At 73.3% G+C, this 15,222-nt stretch carries 16 protein-coding genes; 7 read left to right on the top strand and 9 right to left on the bottom strand.

Annotated elements, in window-relative coordinates; all coding sequences use genetic code 11:
- Positions 1-15: 15 nt before the first annotated feature.
- The gene (locus AB0J71_RS03130) at positions 16-654 is read right to left on the bottom strand and encodes a hypothetical protein (protein WP_352327056.1); all 639 of its coding nucleotides are present in this window, start codon (positions 652-654) and stop codon (positions 16-18) included.
- 139 nt (positions 655-793) lie between these two features.
- Between AB0J71_RS03130 and AB0J71_RS03125 the strand changes: the two genes are divergently transcribed.
- The 3 genes from AB0J71_RS03125 to AB0J71_RS03115 are packed head-to-tail and all read left to right on the top strand — an operon-like array spanning position 794 to position 2,883.
- Positions 794-1,567 carry a DUF4184 family protein gene (locus tag AB0J71_RS03125; RefSeq protein WP_364412399.1) on the top strand — a complete coding sequence of 258 codons (774 nt, stop codon included), beginning with the start codon at positions 794-796 and terminating at the stop codon, positions 1,565-1,567.
- Entirely contained in the window at positions 1,560-2,375 is an 816-nt protein-coding gene (locus tag AB0J71_RS03120; RefSeq protein WP_352327054.1) for an RNA methyltransferase, read from the top strand. Before AB0J71_RS03125 ends, AB0J71_RS03120 begins: the two co-directional genes overlap by 8 nt.
- Positions 2,376-2,433: 58 nt before the next feature.
- Positions 2,434-2,883 carry a group II truncated hemoglobin gene (locus AB0J71_RS03115; RefSeq protein ID WP_352327053.1) on the top strand — a complete coding sequence of 150 codons (450 nt, stop codon included), beginning with the start codon at positions 2,434-2,436 and terminating at the stop codon, positions 2,881-2,883.
- Between the two features lie 4 nt (positions 2,884-2,887).
- On the opposite strand, the gene AB0J71_RS03110 is transcribed toward AB0J71_RS03115, so the two are convergent.
- Positions 2,888-3,181, bottom strand: coding sequence for a hypothetical protein (locus AB0J71_RS03110; RefSeq protein ID WP_352327052.1), 294 nt, complete (start codon positions 3,179-3,181; stop codon positions 2,888-2,890).
- Between the two features lie 196 nt (positions 3,182-3,377).
- Here AB0J71_RS03110 and AB0J71_RS03105 point away from each other — a divergent pair, with 196 nt between their 5' ends.
- On the top strand, positions 3,378-3,989 hold the full coding sequence (locus AB0J71_RS03105; RefSeq protein ID WP_364412396.1) for a hypothetical protein: 612 nt from the start codon (positions 3,378-3,380) through the stop codon (positions 3,987-3,989).
- A 96-nt stretch (positions 3,990-4,085) separates the two neighbouring features.
- Here the strand turns inward: AB0J71_RS03105 and AB0J71_RS03100 are convergent, their stop codons facing one another.
- Positions 4,086-4,931: a serine hydrolase gene (locus AB0J71_RS03100; protein WP_352327050.1), complete on the bottom strand. Its 846-nt coding sequence runs from the start codon at positions 4,929-4,931 to the stop codon at positions 4,086-4,088.
- A gap of 111 nt (positions 4,932-5,042) precedes the next feature.
- On the opposite strand from AB0J71_RS03100, the gene AB0J71_RS03095 reads away from it, so the two are divergent.
- On the top strand, positions 5,043-5,234 hold the full coding sequence (locus tag AB0J71_RS03095) for a DUF1508 domain-containing protein (RefSeq protein WP_352327049.1): 192 nt from the start codon (positions 5,043-5,045) through the stop codon (positions 5,232-5,234).
- Here AB0J71_RS03095 and AB0J71_RS03090 read toward each other — a convergent pair.
- Positions 5,231-5,752: a VTT domain-containing protein gene (locus AB0J71_RS03090; protein WP_364412392.1), complete on the bottom strand. Its 522-nt coding sequence runs from the start codon at positions 5,750-5,752 to the stop codon at positions 5,231-5,233. The two genes, AB0J71_RS03095 and AB0J71_RS03090, sit on opposite strands and share 4 nt — an antisense overlap.
- Before the next feature lie 154 nt (positions 5,753-5,906).
- Here AB0J71_RS03090 and AB0J71_RS03085 point away from each other — a divergent pair, with 154 nt between their 5' ends.
- Positions 5,907-6,422: a hypothetical protein gene (locus AB0J71_RS03085; RefSeq protein WP_352327047.1), complete on the top strand. Its 516-nt coding sequence runs from the start codon at positions 5,907-5,909 to the stop codon at positions 6,420-6,422.
- Here the strand turns inward: AB0J71_RS03085 and AB0J71_RS03080 are convergent.
- The 3 genes from AB0J71_RS03080 to AB0J71_RS03070 all read right to left on the bottom strand — a co-directional run bounded on the left by AB0J71_RS03080 (position 6,391) and on the right by AB0J71_RS03070 (position 11,785).
- Positions 6,391-9,795 (bottom strand): BTAD domain-containing putative transcriptional regulator, encoded by a 3,405-nt coding sequence (locus tag AB0J71_RS03080; protein ID WP_352327046.1) that lies wholly within the window; start codon positions 9,793-9,795, stop codon positions 6,391-6,393. The genes AB0J71_RS03085 and AB0J71_RS03080 overlap by 32 nt on opposite strands.
- Positions 9,796-9,858: 63 nt before the next feature.
- Positions 9,859-10,917 carry a lysylphosphatidylglycerol synthase transmembrane domain-containing protein gene (locus AB0J71_RS03075; RefSeq protein WP_352327045.1) on the bottom strand — a complete coding sequence of 353 codons (1,059 nt, stop codon included), beginning with the start codon at positions 10,915-10,917 and terminating at the stop codon, positions 9,859-9,861.
- Between the two features lie 49 nt (positions 10,918-10,966).
- A complete protein-coding gene (locus AB0J71_RS03070; RefSeq protein ID WP_352327044.1) occupies positions 10,967-11,785 on the bottom strand; it encodes a PIG-L family deacetylase in 819 nt (272 codons plus the stop codon).
- 38 nt (positions 11,786-11,823) lie between these two features.
- Between AB0J71_RS03070 and AB0J71_RS03065 the strand changes: the two genes are divergently transcribed.
- Positions 11,824-12,906, top strand: a complete 1,083-nt coding sequence (locus AB0J71_RS03065) for a glycosyltransferase (protein WP_364412389.1) — start codon at positions 11,824-11,826, stop codon at positions 12,904-12,906.
- Here AB0J71_RS03065 and AB0J71_RS03060 read toward each other — a convergent pair.
- Together AB0J71_RS03060 and AB0J71_RS03055 are read right to left on the bottom strand one after the other, a co-directional pair.
- Positions 12,903-13,694 carry an NAD(P)-dependent oxidoreductase gene (locus AB0J71_RS03060; RefSeq protein WP_364412386.1) on the bottom strand — a complete coding sequence of 264 codons (792 nt, stop codon included), beginning with the start codon at positions 13,692-13,694 and terminating at the stop codon, positions 12,903-12,905. The genes AB0J71_RS03065 and AB0J71_RS03060 overlap by 4 nt on opposite strands.
- Before the next feature lie 31 nt (positions 13,695-13,725).
- Entirely contained in the window at positions 13,726-15,189 is a 1,464-nt protein-coding gene (locus AB0J71_RS03055) for a DUF2079 domain-containing protein (protein WP_352327041.1), read from the bottom strand.
- Between the last annotated feature and the right edge of the window lie 33 nt (positions 15,190-15,222).

The following is a 15,222-nucleotide window of genomic DNA, read 5'->3' as shown; positions in this document are numbered from 1 at the left end:
TACGGAGAGTGGCGGTCAATGGCAGCAGGCGTGACCGCGCCAGGCGCGCGCTCCCTCACGCACCGCGACCGCCGCGAGGGCCACCGCCATGGCCGGATCCACCCACCACCAGCCCAGCGTGTTCAGCCACAGACCGGCCAGCACGCCGGCCGCCATGGCGGCGCAGATCAGGTTCTGGGTGCCCTCGCCGGACGTCGCCGCCGACGCCAGCCGCGCCCCCAGCCGCCGCTTGACCAGCCCCAGCGCGGGCATGCTGACCAGGCTGACCGTCGTGACCACGATGCCGAGCACGGTCGGCACGGCCCGGTGGCCGGCGTCGAGGTCGTGCGCGACGTGCCCGACCAGGTAGGGCGCGAGCAGCCAGAAGCTCACCGCCACCGCGCGCCTGGCGGTGGTCTCGGCGTGCGGCGAGAGCGTGCGGGCGCCGGTGAAGCGCCACACCACGATCAGGCTCGCCCCGGCCTCGGCGAATGCCGACAGCCCCCACCCGATCAGCGCGACGGAATGCGCCGACAACCCGGCGGCCAGGCCCAGCGTGCTCTCCACGGCCAGCCAGGCGAGCGTGGCCACCGACAGCGCACGCGCGGCGCGGGCGGCCCGCAGCCAGTCGGCCGTCGCGGCCGGATGCTCATGAATCCGCTGGTCAGACACCATGAACCCCCGAACTCCCGGCTGTCCGGCCGGCGACAGCGTTACGTAACGTACCCATGACCCATGGTGACCTTAAGCCTTGTGCGGCAAAGGATGTTCAAGATTCACCGGATAATGGCGGTGATCGTCCGGGGGAGGGATCGTGCCGTTCACGCCCAGTCACATCGCCGCCGTGCTGCCGCTCGTGGCGTCCGGCCGGGCGCGGCGGTTCGCCGATCCGTGGGCGCTCGCGCTCGGGGCGATGGTGCCCGATCTGCCGATCTTCCTGCCGTTCCTGCCGGTCTACGGCGACTGGCACTCCTGGCAGGGCGTGCTCACCCTCGACCTGGCCGCGGTGCTGCTGCTCCTGCCGCTGTTCCACCTCGTGCTGCGTGATCCGCTGATCTCGCTGCTGCCGCCGTCCCTGGCCGGCCCGGCGGCGGCGCTCCTGCGGCCGGGCCGGCTCAGGATCCTGCCGGTGGTGGCCGGCGGCGTGATCGGCTCGGCCACCCACCTGTTCTGGGACTCCTTCACCCACTCCTACGCCTCCGCCCGCTGGGGCGCCTGGCCGGACACCCCCGTCTTCGGCACGACCAGGCTCTTCAGCGTGCTGCAGTACACCTCCTCGGCCGTCGGGCTGGCCGTGGTGGTGTGGTGGGCCTGGCGCGCGTTGTCCCGCGCCGAGGCGGCCGGCGTGCCGGGCCGCCTGCGGCTCGCGCCCGCCGTGCGGTGGGCGGTGCTGGCCGCCTGCGCGCTCGGCACGGTCGCCGGCGCCCTGCTGTGGCCGCTGGTGGACGAGCCCAACCCCGCGTTCGGCTTCCGGAGCGTGCTCACCAAGACGGGCGCGGGCACCGTGGTCGGGCTGTCGGCCGTCCTGGCCTGCTACGCGGTCGTCTGGCAGGTCAGGCGGCGCATGGCAGTATCGGAAGGTGCCTGACTACGTGTTCGACGCCGACGACCCCCGAATCGCCGACTACACCCGGCTGCGGGACGTCGAGCTGCGCAAGAGCCTGGAGGCGGAGCGCGGCCTGTTCCTCGCCGAGGGGGAGAAGGTGATCAGGCGGGCCATCGCCGCCGGCTACCCCATCCGCTCGGTCCTGACCACCCGGCGCTGGTACGAGTCGCTGTCCGACGTCATCGGCGACGCCACCGTCTACGAGGTGAGCGACGAGCTGATGGCCGGCATCGCGGGCTTCCAGATCCACCGCGGCGCGCTGGCCTCCATGCGACGCCTGCCGCTGCCCACGGCCGAGAACCTGATCAAGGGCGGCGCCCGCCGGCTGCTGGTCCTGGAGGACCTGGTCGACCACTCCAACGTCGGCGCGATCTTCCGCTGCGCCGCCGCGCTCGGCGTGGACGGCGTCCTGCTCTCGCCGCGCTGCGCCGACCCGCTCTACCGCCGGGCGGTGAAGGTCTCCATGGGCGCGGTCTTCTCGATCCCGTACGCGCGGCTCGACGACTGGTACACCGGCCTCGGCGAGCTGCGCGCGGCCGGGTTCCAGACCCTGGCGCTGACCCCCGACCAGAGCGCGGTCCCCCTCGACCGGGTGCCGATGGGCGAACGCGTGGCGCTGCTGCTCGGCTCCGAGGGCGACGGCCTGTCCTCCCACTGGCTGCACGAGGCCGACCACGCGGTGTGCATCCCCATGAGCCCGGCCGCGATGGACGCGGGCGTCGACTCGCTCAACGTGGTGGCCGCGGCGGCGATCGCCTGCCACGGGCTGATGCGCTCCACCGCGCACTGACGTCCGAGTGCGCGAATGGGTCTGGTGGCGCTTCGACCAGGCGGGTAACCCTGTAATCATGCAGACCTTGTTCGAGCACGCCGGCGGCGAAGAGGGCTTACGCCGCTTCATCGAGATCTTCTACCGCAGCCTGCTGGCCGACCCGCTGCTCCAGCCGCTCTTCGGCGAGGGCAAGGCGAGCCACGTGGACAACCTGACCGCCTTCACCGTCGAGACGTTCGGCGGCCCCGACACGTTCTCGGCGGAGATGGGCGGCTTCCCGCTGCTCATCGAGGCGCACCGCGGGCTGGGCATCGAGGAGGCCCAGCGGCGGCGGTTCGTCGAGCTGTACATGGAGGCCGCCGACGCGGCGGGGCTGCCCGGCGACGAGCCGTTCCGGGCCTCGCTCCGCTCGCACGTGGAGTTCGGCACGCAGGTGGCGCTGCAGAACTCCCACGCCGAGACCGACGACCAGCTCCACCCGCTGCGCGAGGTGCCGCGCTGGGACTGGGAGCGGCCGCCGGAGTAGCCGGTCAGGGGAGGTCGGTGTCCTCGGTGAGCCAGTCGGGGTAGGCGTCGACGTCGTGCAGCACCGGCTGGGTCTCGACGGGGCCGGCGCCGCCGTTCGCGCTGATGTGCGCCGCCAGCGCGGCGGCCTGTTCGCGCGGTGTGATGAGGGTGAGCTGCCAGGAGACCCCGGCCTGCGCGGCCGGGACTTCCGCGATGTCGATCGAGGTGGCCAGCCCCGCGAGCAGGATCGTGTGCGCGAGCGCGGCGGCCTGCTCATGGCCTTCGATCGTCGTGCGGACTTCGATGAATTCCGCCATGATCTTCCTTATTGCGGAGGGGTACATTCGCCACCCTATCTGCGTGAATCGACCGCGGGGTGGGCTTCCGGCCGCCGAAATCCGCCGGGGTGGCGGCGGTTGCGACGAGCCGGTACCCGAGATCGGCGGCCTCAATCACTCCAGGATGCGGCAAGATGTGATGCGCCGATCACCGAGAGCGACCGACGGAGGTCCCGTGAAGCCGACCTGGATCATCGCGGCCGCGCTCGCGGCCACCCCGCCCGCGTTCACGACCCCGCATGCCTTCACGACCCCGCACGTGCCCCGCGCGGGAGCGGTCGTGCGCCCGGCGGCGACCGCGCAGCCGCGGGCCGCCACCGCCGACCGTAGCGCCCTGGCCTGCGCCGTCAGCTCCCCGGCCGGCCGGCCGCTGACCTTCAGCCCGCGCATCGGCCTCACCGCGAGGCCGGTGTCGGCCCGCGGGAACCTCCAGCTCACCGGCTGCCTGTCGGGCGACGGCTCGGCCCCCTACCTGCGTTCGGGCTGGGTCACCCTGAAGAGCGTGGGCCGGGCCTCGTGCGCGAGCGCCCGGCAGGTCCACGGCACCGCCCGCATCACCTGGTTCGGCCTCGACGGGCGGCCGGTCGGCACCTCGGAGGTGCGGACGCGGGCCGACCGGCTGGCCACCCAGAGCCCGGCCGACAGCTTCCTGACCGGCACGGTCGTGTCGGGGCCGCTGGACCGCGAGCGCGTCCACGGCACGATCACGCCCGCCATGGGCCTGCTGGCCTGCGCGACCGGCGGCCTGGGCACGCTGTCCGCGGCGGGCCGCCTCACCTTCGGCTGACCGCCCCGATCTCCGGCCGCCTCACCTTCGGCTGACCGCCCCGATCTCCGGCCGCCTCACCTTCGGCTGATCTCCCGCAGGTCTCGGTCTTCGGGGTCAGCCGCCGGCGATCTGCTCGCCCGCGAAGTCCAGCAGCTGCTCGGCGGTGCTGAAGCGGCGCTCGTCCCCGTCGTGCAGCAGGACGCCGAACACGCGCCGGCCGCCGCGGTCGCCCGCGAACAGCAGGCAGTACTGCGCCGCGTTCGTGTACCCGGTCTTCACGCCCACGACGTCCGCGGAACGGCCGAGCAGCTTGTTGGAGTTGCGCCAGGTGTGCGCCCCGTGCAGGGCCGACTTGGCGACCTTGTACACCTTGCTGCCCACCACCGTGCGGAAGACCGGGTCGGCCATCGCCCGCTGTGCCAGCTTGACCTGGTCCACGGCGGTCGAGTAGCCGCCGTTGCCCGGCGTGGGCAGTCCGTCGGGGTTGGTGTAGCGGGTGTCGCCGAGGCCGAGCGAGCGCGCGGCCCGGTTCATCTTGGCCACGAACGCGGTCTTGCCCGGCCCGTACTCCCTGGCCAGGGCGTTGGCGGCGTCGGCGCCCGAGGGGAGCATGAGGCCGTACAGCAGGTCCCTGGCCGTGAGGCGCTCGCCCTTCCGCAGGCCGGCCGTGGTCGCGCCGTTGCTGGTCGCGTGCTTCGTGTCCGCGGCGGTGACGGTGATCGGCTCGTTCAGGCGTCCCTCGCGCAGGACGACGTAGGCCGTCATCACCTTGACCAGGCTGGCGACCGGCACCCGCCGGGTCTCCCGCTTCGCGAAGTGGATCGTTCCGTCCGAGTCCACTACATATGCCGCCCCCGCTTTCACGGTCGGGACGTCGGCGGCCCGTGCGGCGGACGCCGGGTAAGAGATCCCCACAACCAACGCGAGTACGGCAGAGCCGATGAAACCCCCAATACGCATGCCAGACATGTTCGCAGGAGATCAAGGGTTGGTTTGCGAAACTCGGCCGTAAGTGGCCCTCAGTTGGGGGTAAATGCTTGATAGATCCGACATCTGCGGGGAGACGAGGCCGTGGCAGGCAGATTCATCATCAGTCAGGACGAGCGGGGCACGTTCCGTTTCGCGCTCGTCGCGAACAACGGGCAGACGCTGGCCGTGGGCGAGGGCTATCCGAGCAAGGCCGCCTGCGTCAACGGCATCGAGACCGTGCGCAGGAACGCCCCCGACGCCGCCATCGACGACCAGGCCCCGCCCACCGTCTAGGACGAGGCCAGGGCCTTGCGCCGGCGGCGGACGAAGAACCAGGCCACGCCGGCCGCGACCGCGAGCAGCAGGACCAGCGCGCTGACGGGCGAGCGGGCGGCCAGTTGCAGCCAGCCCCACACCAGCGCCGTGAGCCCGAACCACCAGATGGGCGCCCAGGTCAGGCAGCCGAGCGCGCTCGCCACCACGTACCAGGGATAGGACACCCGCAGCGCGCCCGCCACCCACGGCAGCGTGTGCCGCAGCATGGGCACCCAGAAGCAGCCGTAGACGGCCAGCGCGCCCCACTTCTCGACGACGCCCTCGATCCGCGCGATGCGCTCGCGGCCGAGCCGCACGCCGACCTTGGACTCGTAGAGCTTCTCGCCGAGCTTGCGGCCGACCCAGTAGTAGACCTGGAACGCGCCGAACAGCGCGAGGATGAGAACGGCCCCCACCAGCCAGTACGGCAGCCCGAACCAGAACGGCCGGGCGGGATCGGGGAGGGCGGCAGCCGTATGCCACATCAGCCCGCTCACCCCCACTCCAACGCTTAGGTCAGCCTTACCTTAGTCAAGGAAGAGACGTTCCGCCACATCAGCTTGCAAGGCCAGGTCACCGGCTGCAAGTAGCCGACAACCACCCCTCAACCCTCCCGCCCTATACCTGAACTGAGCAAAAGGGGTGTTGATCATGTCGTCGAGAAGTGCGGTGGTCCTGGCCGGCGGTACCGCCAACGCGGTCAAGCTCTTCGTGGCTGCGCTCGCCTTCACCAGCGCCTACGTCGGCTTCTCCGCCTACAGCAGCGCCGGGTCGGCCGCCGAGCCGGTGCGGACCGTCACCCTCTCGGCCCGCGAGCTGCCCATCACCGCCCCGGCCCGGCAGAGCGTCCCCGCGCGGGCGGGCGAGATCGCCCTCAGCGCCCTGACCGACGACGCCCCCGGCTGCGGCAGGTCGTTCCTGGCCCGCGGCCTGCTGGTCAACCCGCGGCCCGGCACGACCGTCCTGTACCGCTGGCGGTTGTCGCGCTGGAGCCCGGCGACCGGGACGTGGCGCACCTACCTGGCGGACCACTCCGGGTTCGCCGGCGGCAGCCGGAACGTGGAGTGGCGGCCGCAGATCTCCGGCAACGCCGGGTGGTACCGGGTCGAGCTGATCGCCCGGCCCGGCGGGACCGTCACGAGTGAGCGTTTCCAGGTGAGCTGCTGACCGAGCGGCGCGCCGCCTCCACCCAGCGCGGCACGCCCACCCGCTGGGCCACCTCAAGAGCCTTCTCGTAGTGCTCGCGCGCCGCGTCGGGCTGGCCCAGCCGGATGGCCAGGTCGCCCAGGGTCAGCGCCACCGGCCACAACGCCACGACGCCCGTGCCCGCGCCGGCCACCCGGTCGGCGAACGGCTTGAGCTTGTCGTAGCAGTCGACCATGCGCTCGCGGTCGTCGAGCAGCATGCCCGCCAGGGCCCGCCAGGTCATCACCAGCTCGTAGAGGAAGTCGGGGCGGACGGGCGGGCGGGTGGCGGCCACGGCCCTGGCGTCGTTGAGGTGCCCGGCCGAGGCCAGGGCGAGGGCGTAGGCGTCGAGCGTCCACTTGGCGCCGCGCTGGTGGGCCGGCGCCAGCAACTCGACGGTCTCGGCCGCCCGGCCGTCGACCAGGTGCAGGCAGAACGCGGTGATCAGCGGGAGGTCCTGGCGGCCTTCGAGCATGCCGGCCCGCGCGGTCATCCTGGCGGCCTCGCGGTAGGTGCGTTCGGCGCCCGCGTAGTCGCCGGCGATCATCATGCGCTGACCGGCATACCAGACGACGACGGCGGCCGGAGCCGACAGGTCGTACTGCTTGGCCAGGCGGTCGGCGGCGGCGGCGTGCTCGTCGGCGGCGGCGAACTCGCCCCTGGCCGCCGCGCACTCCAGCAGCACCAGGTGGGCCAGGGCCTGCGTGGCCATCTGGCCCGAGCGCTGGGCGACCTCCAGCAGCTCCCTGCCGATGCCCTCGCGGGTGTCGACGGCCGGGATGTCGTAGGACTGGCGCAGCCGGCCGCTCAGCGCCGCCGCGATCAGCGTCGGGTCGCCGCTCTGCCTGGCCAGCTCCAGCGCCTCCAGCGACGCCTGCCGCCCGCGCTCGGGCGCGGAGGAGCCCTCCAGCTCCAGCGCCAGCGTGGTGAGCAGGCTCGCCCGCAGGCGCTGCTCGCCCGCCGGCAGCTCCATGAGCGCCTTCTCGGTGACGTCGACGATCTCCCACGCGGTACGGGTGAAGTCGCGGGCCATGCCCTTGTGCGGCACCGCCAGCGACGCGGCCACCTTGGCGGTGATCTCCAGATCGCCCAGCGGCAGCGCGGCGTCCATGGCCTGGCGGCGCAGCAGCCTGGCCGCCGTCATGTCGCCGCACAACGCCAGCGCCTTGATCTGCCGCAGCATCAGCCGCAGCCGCTCCTTGGCGCGCTCCGGCTCGGACTCGCGGCCCTTGCCGTCCTGGCGCGGACCGCCGCGGTCGAAGGCCGCGATGGCCTGCTCCCACAGGGTGGCCGCCTCGCGGTGGGCGAAGCGCCGCTCGGCCTGCTCGGCCGCCAGGCCCGCGTAGTGGACGGCCTTCTCGGCCGCGTCGGCCAGGAAGTAGTGGTGGGCCAGCGCCGCCACGTCGGAGGACGTGCGCTGCTCGATCACCGCGGCGACCGCGGCGTGCAGGCGGGTGCGGCGCAGGCGGGAGGCGTCGGAGTAGATCGTGTCGCGCACCAGGTCGTGGTCGAAGCGCAGCAGCCCAGGCCCCGGCTCGGTCACCAGCCCGGCCAGCAGCGCGGCCTCGACCGCCTCGATCACCGCGTCTTCGTCGCCGGCGACCGTGACCAGCACGTCGAGGTCGACGTCGCGGCCGATCACCGCGGCCTGGAGCAGGATCTGCTGGGCGCCCGCGGGCAGCCGCGAGATGCGCCGCCGCAGCACGTCGCGCACGCCCGAGGGCACCCGCGAGAGCACCTGCGTGGCGCTGGCCCGGTCGGCCGCGCCCTCGGCGTCGAGCAGCCGGACGGTCTCGCGCACGAAGAACGGGTTGCCGCCGGTGCGCTCGACGATGGACTCGACCGCGTCCTCGTCGATCTCGCGGACGCAGGTGGCCTTGACCAGCTCGGCCACGGCCTTGGGGTCGAGGCCCGACAGGCCCACGCGCAGCGGCTCAAGCCGGGCCAGGGCGGCCAGCACGTCGGACTGGCGGTCGTCGAGCTCGCTCTCCCGGCACGTCACGACCAGCAGCACGCGGCTGGTGGCCAGCAGGCTCGGCAGCGCGCGCAGCAGGGCCAGCGTCTGGTCGTCGGCCCAGTGGAGGTCCTCCAGCGTGAGCAGCACCGGCGCCCGGCGGGCTACGCCGGCGAGGTAGCCGCCGACCGCGCGGTGCAGGCGGAAGCCGCCCGAGACCTCGTCCTCGTCGGGGTCGGGGGCGGTGTCGTCGAGCAGCGGGGCCAGGAGCTGGGCGTATTCGCCGGCGCCGGTGGCGCCGATCAGCGAGCGCAGGATCTCCACCCAGGCCCAGCCCGGCGGGGTCGCGCTGGAGTCGGGGCAGGCGCCGGAGGCGGTGATCCAGCCGTCGGCGCCGAGCCTGCCGTCGAGCTGGCGCAGCAGCGTGGTCTTGCCCGCGCCCGCGACGCCGGTCACGATCGCGACCTGGAAGCGGCCGGTGCGCGAGGCGGCCGTGGTCAGCCTGGCCAGCTCGGCGTCGCGGCCGACGAACGGCTCGGGCTCCAGCGGCGGCGGCTCGACGTGCGCGGCGGCCGGCCGGGGCGGCCAGGTGTCGGTGACCGGGGCGGGCCTGGCGGGCCGCGGCGGCGCGGCCAGCTCCAGCTCGGGGGCCTGGGCCAGGATGTCGGACTCCAGCTTGCGCAGCGCGGGCCCGGGGTCGATGCCCAGCTCGTCGGCCAGCATGTTCCTGGCCCTGCGCAGCGCGGCCAGCGCGTCGCCCTGCCTGCCGCAGCGGTAGAGGCCCAGCGCCAGCAGCCGCCAGCCCTCCTCGCGCAGCGGGTGCTCGGTGGTCAGCGCCTCCAGGTCGGGGACGGTCTCGGCGTGCAGGGCCAGCCGCAGGCCGGTGTCGGCGTGCCGCTCGCGGGCCACCAGGCGCAGCTCGGCCAGCCGGTTGACCTCGGCCTCCGCCCAGGGCTGGTCGGCGAAGTCGGAGTAGGGGGTGCCGCGCCACAGCCCCAGCGCCTTCTCCAGGCGGCCGCGGGCGGACTGCGGGTCGCCCTCTTCGAGGTGCTCGCCCGCCGCCCTGACCAGCTGCTCGAAGCGCAGCGCGTCGACCTGCTCGGCGGCCACGCGCAGCGCGTAGCCGGAGGCGACGGTCACCAGCAGGCGGTTGGGGCCGCCGCGTGGCCGGCCCGGTTCGAGCACCCTGCGCAGGCGGGAGATGTAGACCTGCAGGCCCGACTGGGCGCCCTTGGCGGCGTCGTCGTCCCACAGGTCGTAAAGAAGCGTGTCAACCGGCACGACCTGACCTCTGGCCACGAGAAGTCGGGCGAGGACGGCCCGCTGCCGCAACCCGCCGAGGTCGAGTTCGTCGTCGTGTTCGTACGCCTCGACTGGCCCCAGAACCCGGAACGCCACCATGTCAGCCGCCACGCTATGCGGGCTTCCGAAGGGCGCACAAGGTCTTTGATGGCTTTGGGATTGTCACTGCGGGGCCTTCGAGATCGCGGACGGGGGTTCCGCGGCGGCGTTCCGGCCGTTGCGCCTGCGCAGGAGCGCCCACGCGCCGAGCGCGAGACCGCCGAACGGGATCTCGATAGTGTAAGTCCAGAAGCCGAAAAGTAGTGCTGTCGCGACGGCCGGAGTGCCGGGCACGCCGAACGTGATCAGCATCGCGGCGACCCCGCTCTCCATGATCCCGGCCCCGCTGGGCGTGATGACGGCGCTGGTGAGCACGCGGGACAGCGCGAAGACCGCGATCGACTGGGCCAGGCCCGGCCAGGCGCCGGTGGCCGTCATGCAGGCCGCCATGATCGCCCACTGGAAGCCCAGGAAGAACACCATGCCGAGCGACAGGCCGAGCGCGCGCGTGCGGACGACCTCCGTGGTGTCGGCGCGCAGCCGGTGGAAGGCCTCGGAGGCGTGCACCTTCAGGCGCAGCAGCCGGGTGAGCCCGTCGAGCGCCCGGCCGAGCACGGCGGCGGCCCGGTCCCAGTAGAGGGCGACCGCCACGACCAGGCACAGCGCCAGGATGGAGATCGCGCCCGTCCAGCCCGCCCGGACGAACGCCGGGTCGAGCACCTCGCCCGCCATGAGCAGCGCGATGATGCCCACGGCCGGCAGGATGAACCTGAACAACGTGTTCCAGATGCCGCTGACCAGCGTCATCACCACGATGGGCCGGTTGGCGAAGCCCCAGCCCCTGGTCATGGCGAACGACAGCGCCACCCCGACCGCGCCGCCGAACGGCAGCAGGTTGCTGACCGCGCTGCCCGCCGCGTTGAGTGCCAGGCCCTGGAGGTTGTTCAGCCCCGGCAGCGAGTTGGTCAGCACGAACGTGTACGCCAGCAGGCTCAGCAGCCACAGGGCCGTCATCAGGGCGATCTGGCCGAAGCTGAGCGCCCCGAAGACCGCGCCGATCTCGCGCCAGGAGACCGGCTTGCCGGTGAGCGCGTGCACGATCTGCGGCAGGTAGACCACGAGCAGCACGGCCAGCCCGAGCGACAGGACGGACAGGGTGATCTGGAGCGGCTTGTTCTTCATCGCCCACCAGTCTGACGGGTCGCCGGAGCCGGCACGTCACCCTCAGGTGCTACTTCGGCCATGGGTCGAAAGGGTGAGTGAGACGAGTGCCGGGCGGCAGGTCGCGGCGTACGAACCACTCGGTGCCGAAGACCAGACGGTAGAGCGGGCCGGGGACCTTCAGCATGACGGCGAGGGTGCGGTCGCTGTCGCCGCCGCTGGCCTGGGACGCGTGCGCGGCCATCGAGGCGCGCTTCTGCCGGGCGTAGCGGCGGACGTTGACCCGGTGGGTGATCGTGTCGCTCGCCGAGTACGCGCTCTCGAACGTGCGCACGTCGAACTCCGGCGGGAACTTGTACACCCGGCCCGCCATGCGCAGCAGCCGCACCAGCGGGTCGCGGTTGACCGTCGCCTCCAGGACGATCGGCGTGCCGGCGATCTGCGCCGCCCGCTTGCCCACCCGGTGGACCTGCACGTGGTCGGGGTGCCCGTAGCCGCCGGCCGGGTCGTAGATCGACAGCAGCTCGGCCTTCTCCTCCTCCAGGATCGCCGCGAGGGCCCTGGCCGCCGCCTCGGTGTCGGCGTCGATGAAGGCGTTGTCGGGCCGCTCCTCGGCGACGCCGCCCTTCGGGCTCAGCCCGGAGTCGCCGTAGCCCAGGCACTCGACGCGGGCGCAGCCGAGCAGCGCGGCCGACTCGTAGAGCTCCTTGAGCCTGGTCTCGCGCAGCTCCTCGCCGGGGCCGATCTCGGCCAGGCCGCGCTCGCCGGCGGTGGCGACCACGAGCACCACGCGGTGGCCCTCGGCCGCGAGCATCGCCATGGTGCCCGCCGTGAGCAGGGCCTCGTCGTCGGGATGGGCGTGGAAGAAGACCGCGGTACGTGGAGGCACACGCCCAGATTAGTCTGGGAGGGGTGCGGATCTTTCACGTGAGTGACTGTTACCTGCCGAGACTCGGGGGGATCGAGGTCCAGGTGGCCGACCTGGTGCGGGCGCAGCGCGAGGCCGGGCACGACGTGGTCGTGGCCACGGCGACCAGGGGCGAGGCGCTGCCGGGCGTGCGCAGGGTCGTCGCCAGGATGCCGTTCGACCTGCCGGTCCATCCGTTCGGAGTGGGGCATCTCACTCGGGGCATCTCCGTCGTCCGGCCCGACGTGGTGCACGTGCACACCGGCGCGGTCTCGCCGTTCGCCTGGATGGGGGTGCGGGCGGCGCGGCGGGCGGGGGTGCCGTGCGTGGTCACCGTGCACAGCATGTGGGACCCGGTCACGCGGGCGCTCTACCGGCTGCTGCGGCTGGCGTTCGGCTGGCAGCGGTGGGGGCTGGTGGCCACCACGGTGAGCACCGCGGCGGCGGCGCCGATCAGGGCGGTGGCCGGGCCCGGCGTGCCGGTGCGGGTGGTCTCCAACGGCCTCGACCTGTCGGGCTGGGCGCCCGCCCCCGGCGTGCCGGACGAGCGGGCGGAGGTGCACGTGGTGGCCGTCGGCCGGCTGGCGCCGCGCAAGCAGCCCGTACGGCTGCTCAGGCTGCTGCGGGCCGCGCGGGCGCGGGTGCCCGCCGCGATCCCGATGCGCGCCACGATCGTCGGCGACGGCCCCGCGCGCGCCCGCATGGAACGTTTCCTGGCCGAGCACGGCATGACCGGCTGGGTGTCGCTGCCCGGCCGCTACTCGCGGGAGCAGATCGCCAAGCTGCTGGAGTCGGCCGACGTCTTCGTGGCCCCGGCTCCCAGGGAGTCGTTCGGCATCGCGGCGCTGGAGGCGCGGGCGGCCGGCGTGCCGGTGGTGGCCAGGGCCCAGAGCGGCGTCGCCGACTTCGTCAAGGACGGCACCGAGGGGCTGCTCGGCCGCACCCTGGACGACCTGGCCGGGGCGGTGGCCCGGCTGTGCTCCGACGCGGGGCTGCGCCGGGAGATCGCCGGCCACAACCGCTCGACGCCGCCCGTCGCGGGCTCGTGGGCCGGGGTGCTGGAGGGGTTCGACCGGGCCTACGAGCAGGCGATCGCGCGTTAGGCCAGCCCGCCCCTGCGCAGCGTGTACTCCGGCGCGGCGAAGTCGCCGCCCTGCGGGGTGTCGTCGGTGAAGAAGGCGGCCGGCGTGCCGGTCACGCGGGCGGCGTACGACTCGGCGTCGTCCTCGGGCTCGTAGCCGAGCTCGGGGGAGAGCAGCCAGAAGCGGCGGGTGTTGGCCGAGACGGCGTAGGCGGCCAGGAAGCGCAGGCCGGGCGTGGTGACGGCGGCGTGCACGAACCCGGCGCAGTCGCGCGGGCTCAGCCAGGTCGCCAGGTGGCGGACGTCCAGCGGCTCGGGCTCCAGGCTGCCGATGCGCAGGCAGACCACTTCGAGGCCGAACTTGTCGGCGTACAGGCGGCCGAGTGCCTCGACGGCGGCCTTGCTGACGCCGTACAGGCCGTCGGGGCGCGGCGGCAGGTCGGGGGAGATCGTGGCGGTGGCCGGGTACATGCCGGTCAGGCGGTTGCTGCCGGCCAGCACCACGCGCGGCACGCCGGCCAGCCGGGCCGCCTCCAGCACGCGGTGGGTGGTCAGCACGTTGCCGTCGAGCAGGTCGGGCAGGGGCGCCTCGTCCGGCACCCCGGCCAGGTGCACGATCGCGTCGGCGCCCTTGACCAGCGCCACGGTCTCGGCCAGGTCCGACAGGTCGGTGCGGACGGCCTCCTCGCCCGGCCCGGCCTCCATGGGCACCCGGTCGGCCAGGACGAGCCTGGTGGCGGACCGGCGGAGCCGCTCGCGTACGGCACCGCCCACCATGCCGGCAGCGCCGGTGAGCACGATCATCTCCATGCCGACATTGTGCGGCATCGGGCCGATGCGGTCAGTTCCGCCGGAGAACGACGTACCCGTCGCGTTCGAACACCTTCGTGTAGCCCTCGGTCTGGAGCTGCTCGACCCGGTTGCGCTGGTCGTCGGCGGAGCCGAAGGGGAACTCCCAGCGGGCGGTGTCGGCCACGATCCACGGCGCGCCGCGCGGGGCCGCGCTCCACAGCAGGACGGTGGTGCGCGAGGACAGCGCCGGGCCCACGGAGTTGACCGCCTCGACCGTCACCCCCGACGGCACCCTGCTCACCGCCTCGGCCGCGGCGGCGGCCTTGTCCTCCTTGTAGAAGGCGGGATGGTAGAGCTGGTCGAGCGCGAACCTGGGCACCAGGGTGACGGCGACGGCGCAGGCCGCGGCCGCCCAGGCCAGCTTGAGCCCCTGCCGGTCGGCGCGCCCGGTCCAGCGCAGCAGCCTGGCCAGGCCGTCCACGCCGGCGCAGAACAGGATCATGACGGTGAACGCGCTGTACTGGAAGTCGGCCTGCCACCACTGGGGACGGTCGGACAGCAGGCGTTCGAGCACGTGCGGCAGCGCCGCCAGCGACAGCGGCGACAGCAGGCACAGCAGCAACGTCGGCCAGGCCAGCAGGAACAGGGTGTCGACCTTGGCCTCGTCGCTGAAGGGCAGCAGCAGGGCGGCGAGCGGGTCGCGCAGCATCGCCAGCAGCGCGGCGGGCGCGTCGGGGCCGAGGTGGCCGTAGGCCCAGAAGTCTTTGCTGTCGCCGCCGAAGGAGGTGATCAGCAGGCCCCGGACGAGCACGACGGCCCCCGCGCCGGCCAGCGCGCACACGACGCCGCGCAGGCGGTCGCCGACGACGAAAAGGTACAGCCCCGCCCCGATCACCAGCAGCCCCATGTCCTCCTTGACGAGCAGGAGCCCGAGCATCGCCAGGAACGCCGGCAGCACCCGTCCGGCGTGGTAGCGCTCGATCATGATCGCGGTGAGCAGCGGGACGAACATCACCTCGTGCGCGTCGAAGGCGACGGCCTGGGCGATCGGCCACGACAGCGCGTACGCCACGGCGACCAGATAGGCCGGCCCGACGCCCAGCACCCGGCGGGTGAACAGCCACAGGAACGGGATCGCCCCCGCGAACAGCAGCGCCTGGGCCACGATGAGCGTCTCGGGCCCGTCGTGCAGCCAGTAGAGGGGCGCGAGCAGCGCGTAGATCGGGGAGAAGTGGTCGGCGAGCTGGAGGTAGTCCGTGCCGCGCTCGTGGAAGACGCCGAGCACCGGCACGTACGGCGGCCGGAGGCGGGCGTAGTTGCGCACCGCCTGGTCCACGATCACCAGGTCGAACGTGGTCGCCCGGAAGGTGGCCAGCTTGACCAGCCCGAGAACGGCGTACGCCACCGCGGCGAGCAGCGCGATCGCGCCGACCCGCACGCGGTGGCGGAAGAGCACTCTGGCGGGGAGTGCGGTGCCTGCCGGAGGCCGTGCGATCACCGTTTCGTCGGTCACGGCAGCAAGCGTAAGGGGATCATCCGGTCCTGT

It is taken from the genome of Nonomuraea sp. NPDC049637 (genome assembly GCF_040675235.1).
Taxonomy (GTDB): Bacteria; Actinomycetota; Actinomycetes; order Streptosporangiales; family Streptosporangiaceae; genus Nonomuraea.
Note: the sequence above shows the minus strand (reverse complement) of the source record. Positions and strands in the feature narration are given on the sequence as shown.

Bases quoted from the DNA above. Each gene is read 5' to 3' on its own strand.
- AB0J71_RS03130 (WP_352327056.1), bottom strand. From the start codon at position 654: ATGGTGTCTGACCAGCGGATTCATGAGCATCCGGCCGCGACGGCCGAC.
- AB0J71_RS03115 (WP_352327053.1), top strand. From the start codon at position 2,434: ATGCAGACCTTGTTCGAGCACGCCGGCGGCGAAGAGGGCTTACGCCGC.
- AB0J71_RS03110 (WP_352327052.1), bottom strand. From the start codon at position 3,181: ATGGCGGAATTCATCGAAGTCCGCACGACGATCGAAGGCCATGAGCAG.
- AB0J71_RS03100 (WP_352327050.1), bottom strand. From the start codon at position 4,931: ATGCGTATTGGGGGTTTCATCGGCTCTGCCGTACTCGCGTTGGTTGTG.
- AB0J71_RS03085 (WP_352327047.1), top strand. From the start codon at position 5,907: ATGTCGTCGAGAAGTGCGGTGGTCCTGGCCGGCGGTACCGCCAACGCG.
- AB0J71_RS03080 (WP_352327046.1), bottom strand. From the start codon at position 9,795: ATGGTGGCGTTCCGGGTTCTGGGGCCAGTCGAGGCGTACGAACACGAC.
- AB0J71_RS03075 (WP_352327045.1), bottom strand. From the start codon at position 10,917: ATGAAGAACAAGCCGCTCCAGATCACCCTGTCCGTCCTGTCGCTCGGG.
- AB0J71_RS03060 (WP_364412386.1), bottom strand. From the start codon at position 13,694: ATGGAGATGATCGTGCTCACCGGCGCTGCCGGCATGGTGGGCGGTGCC.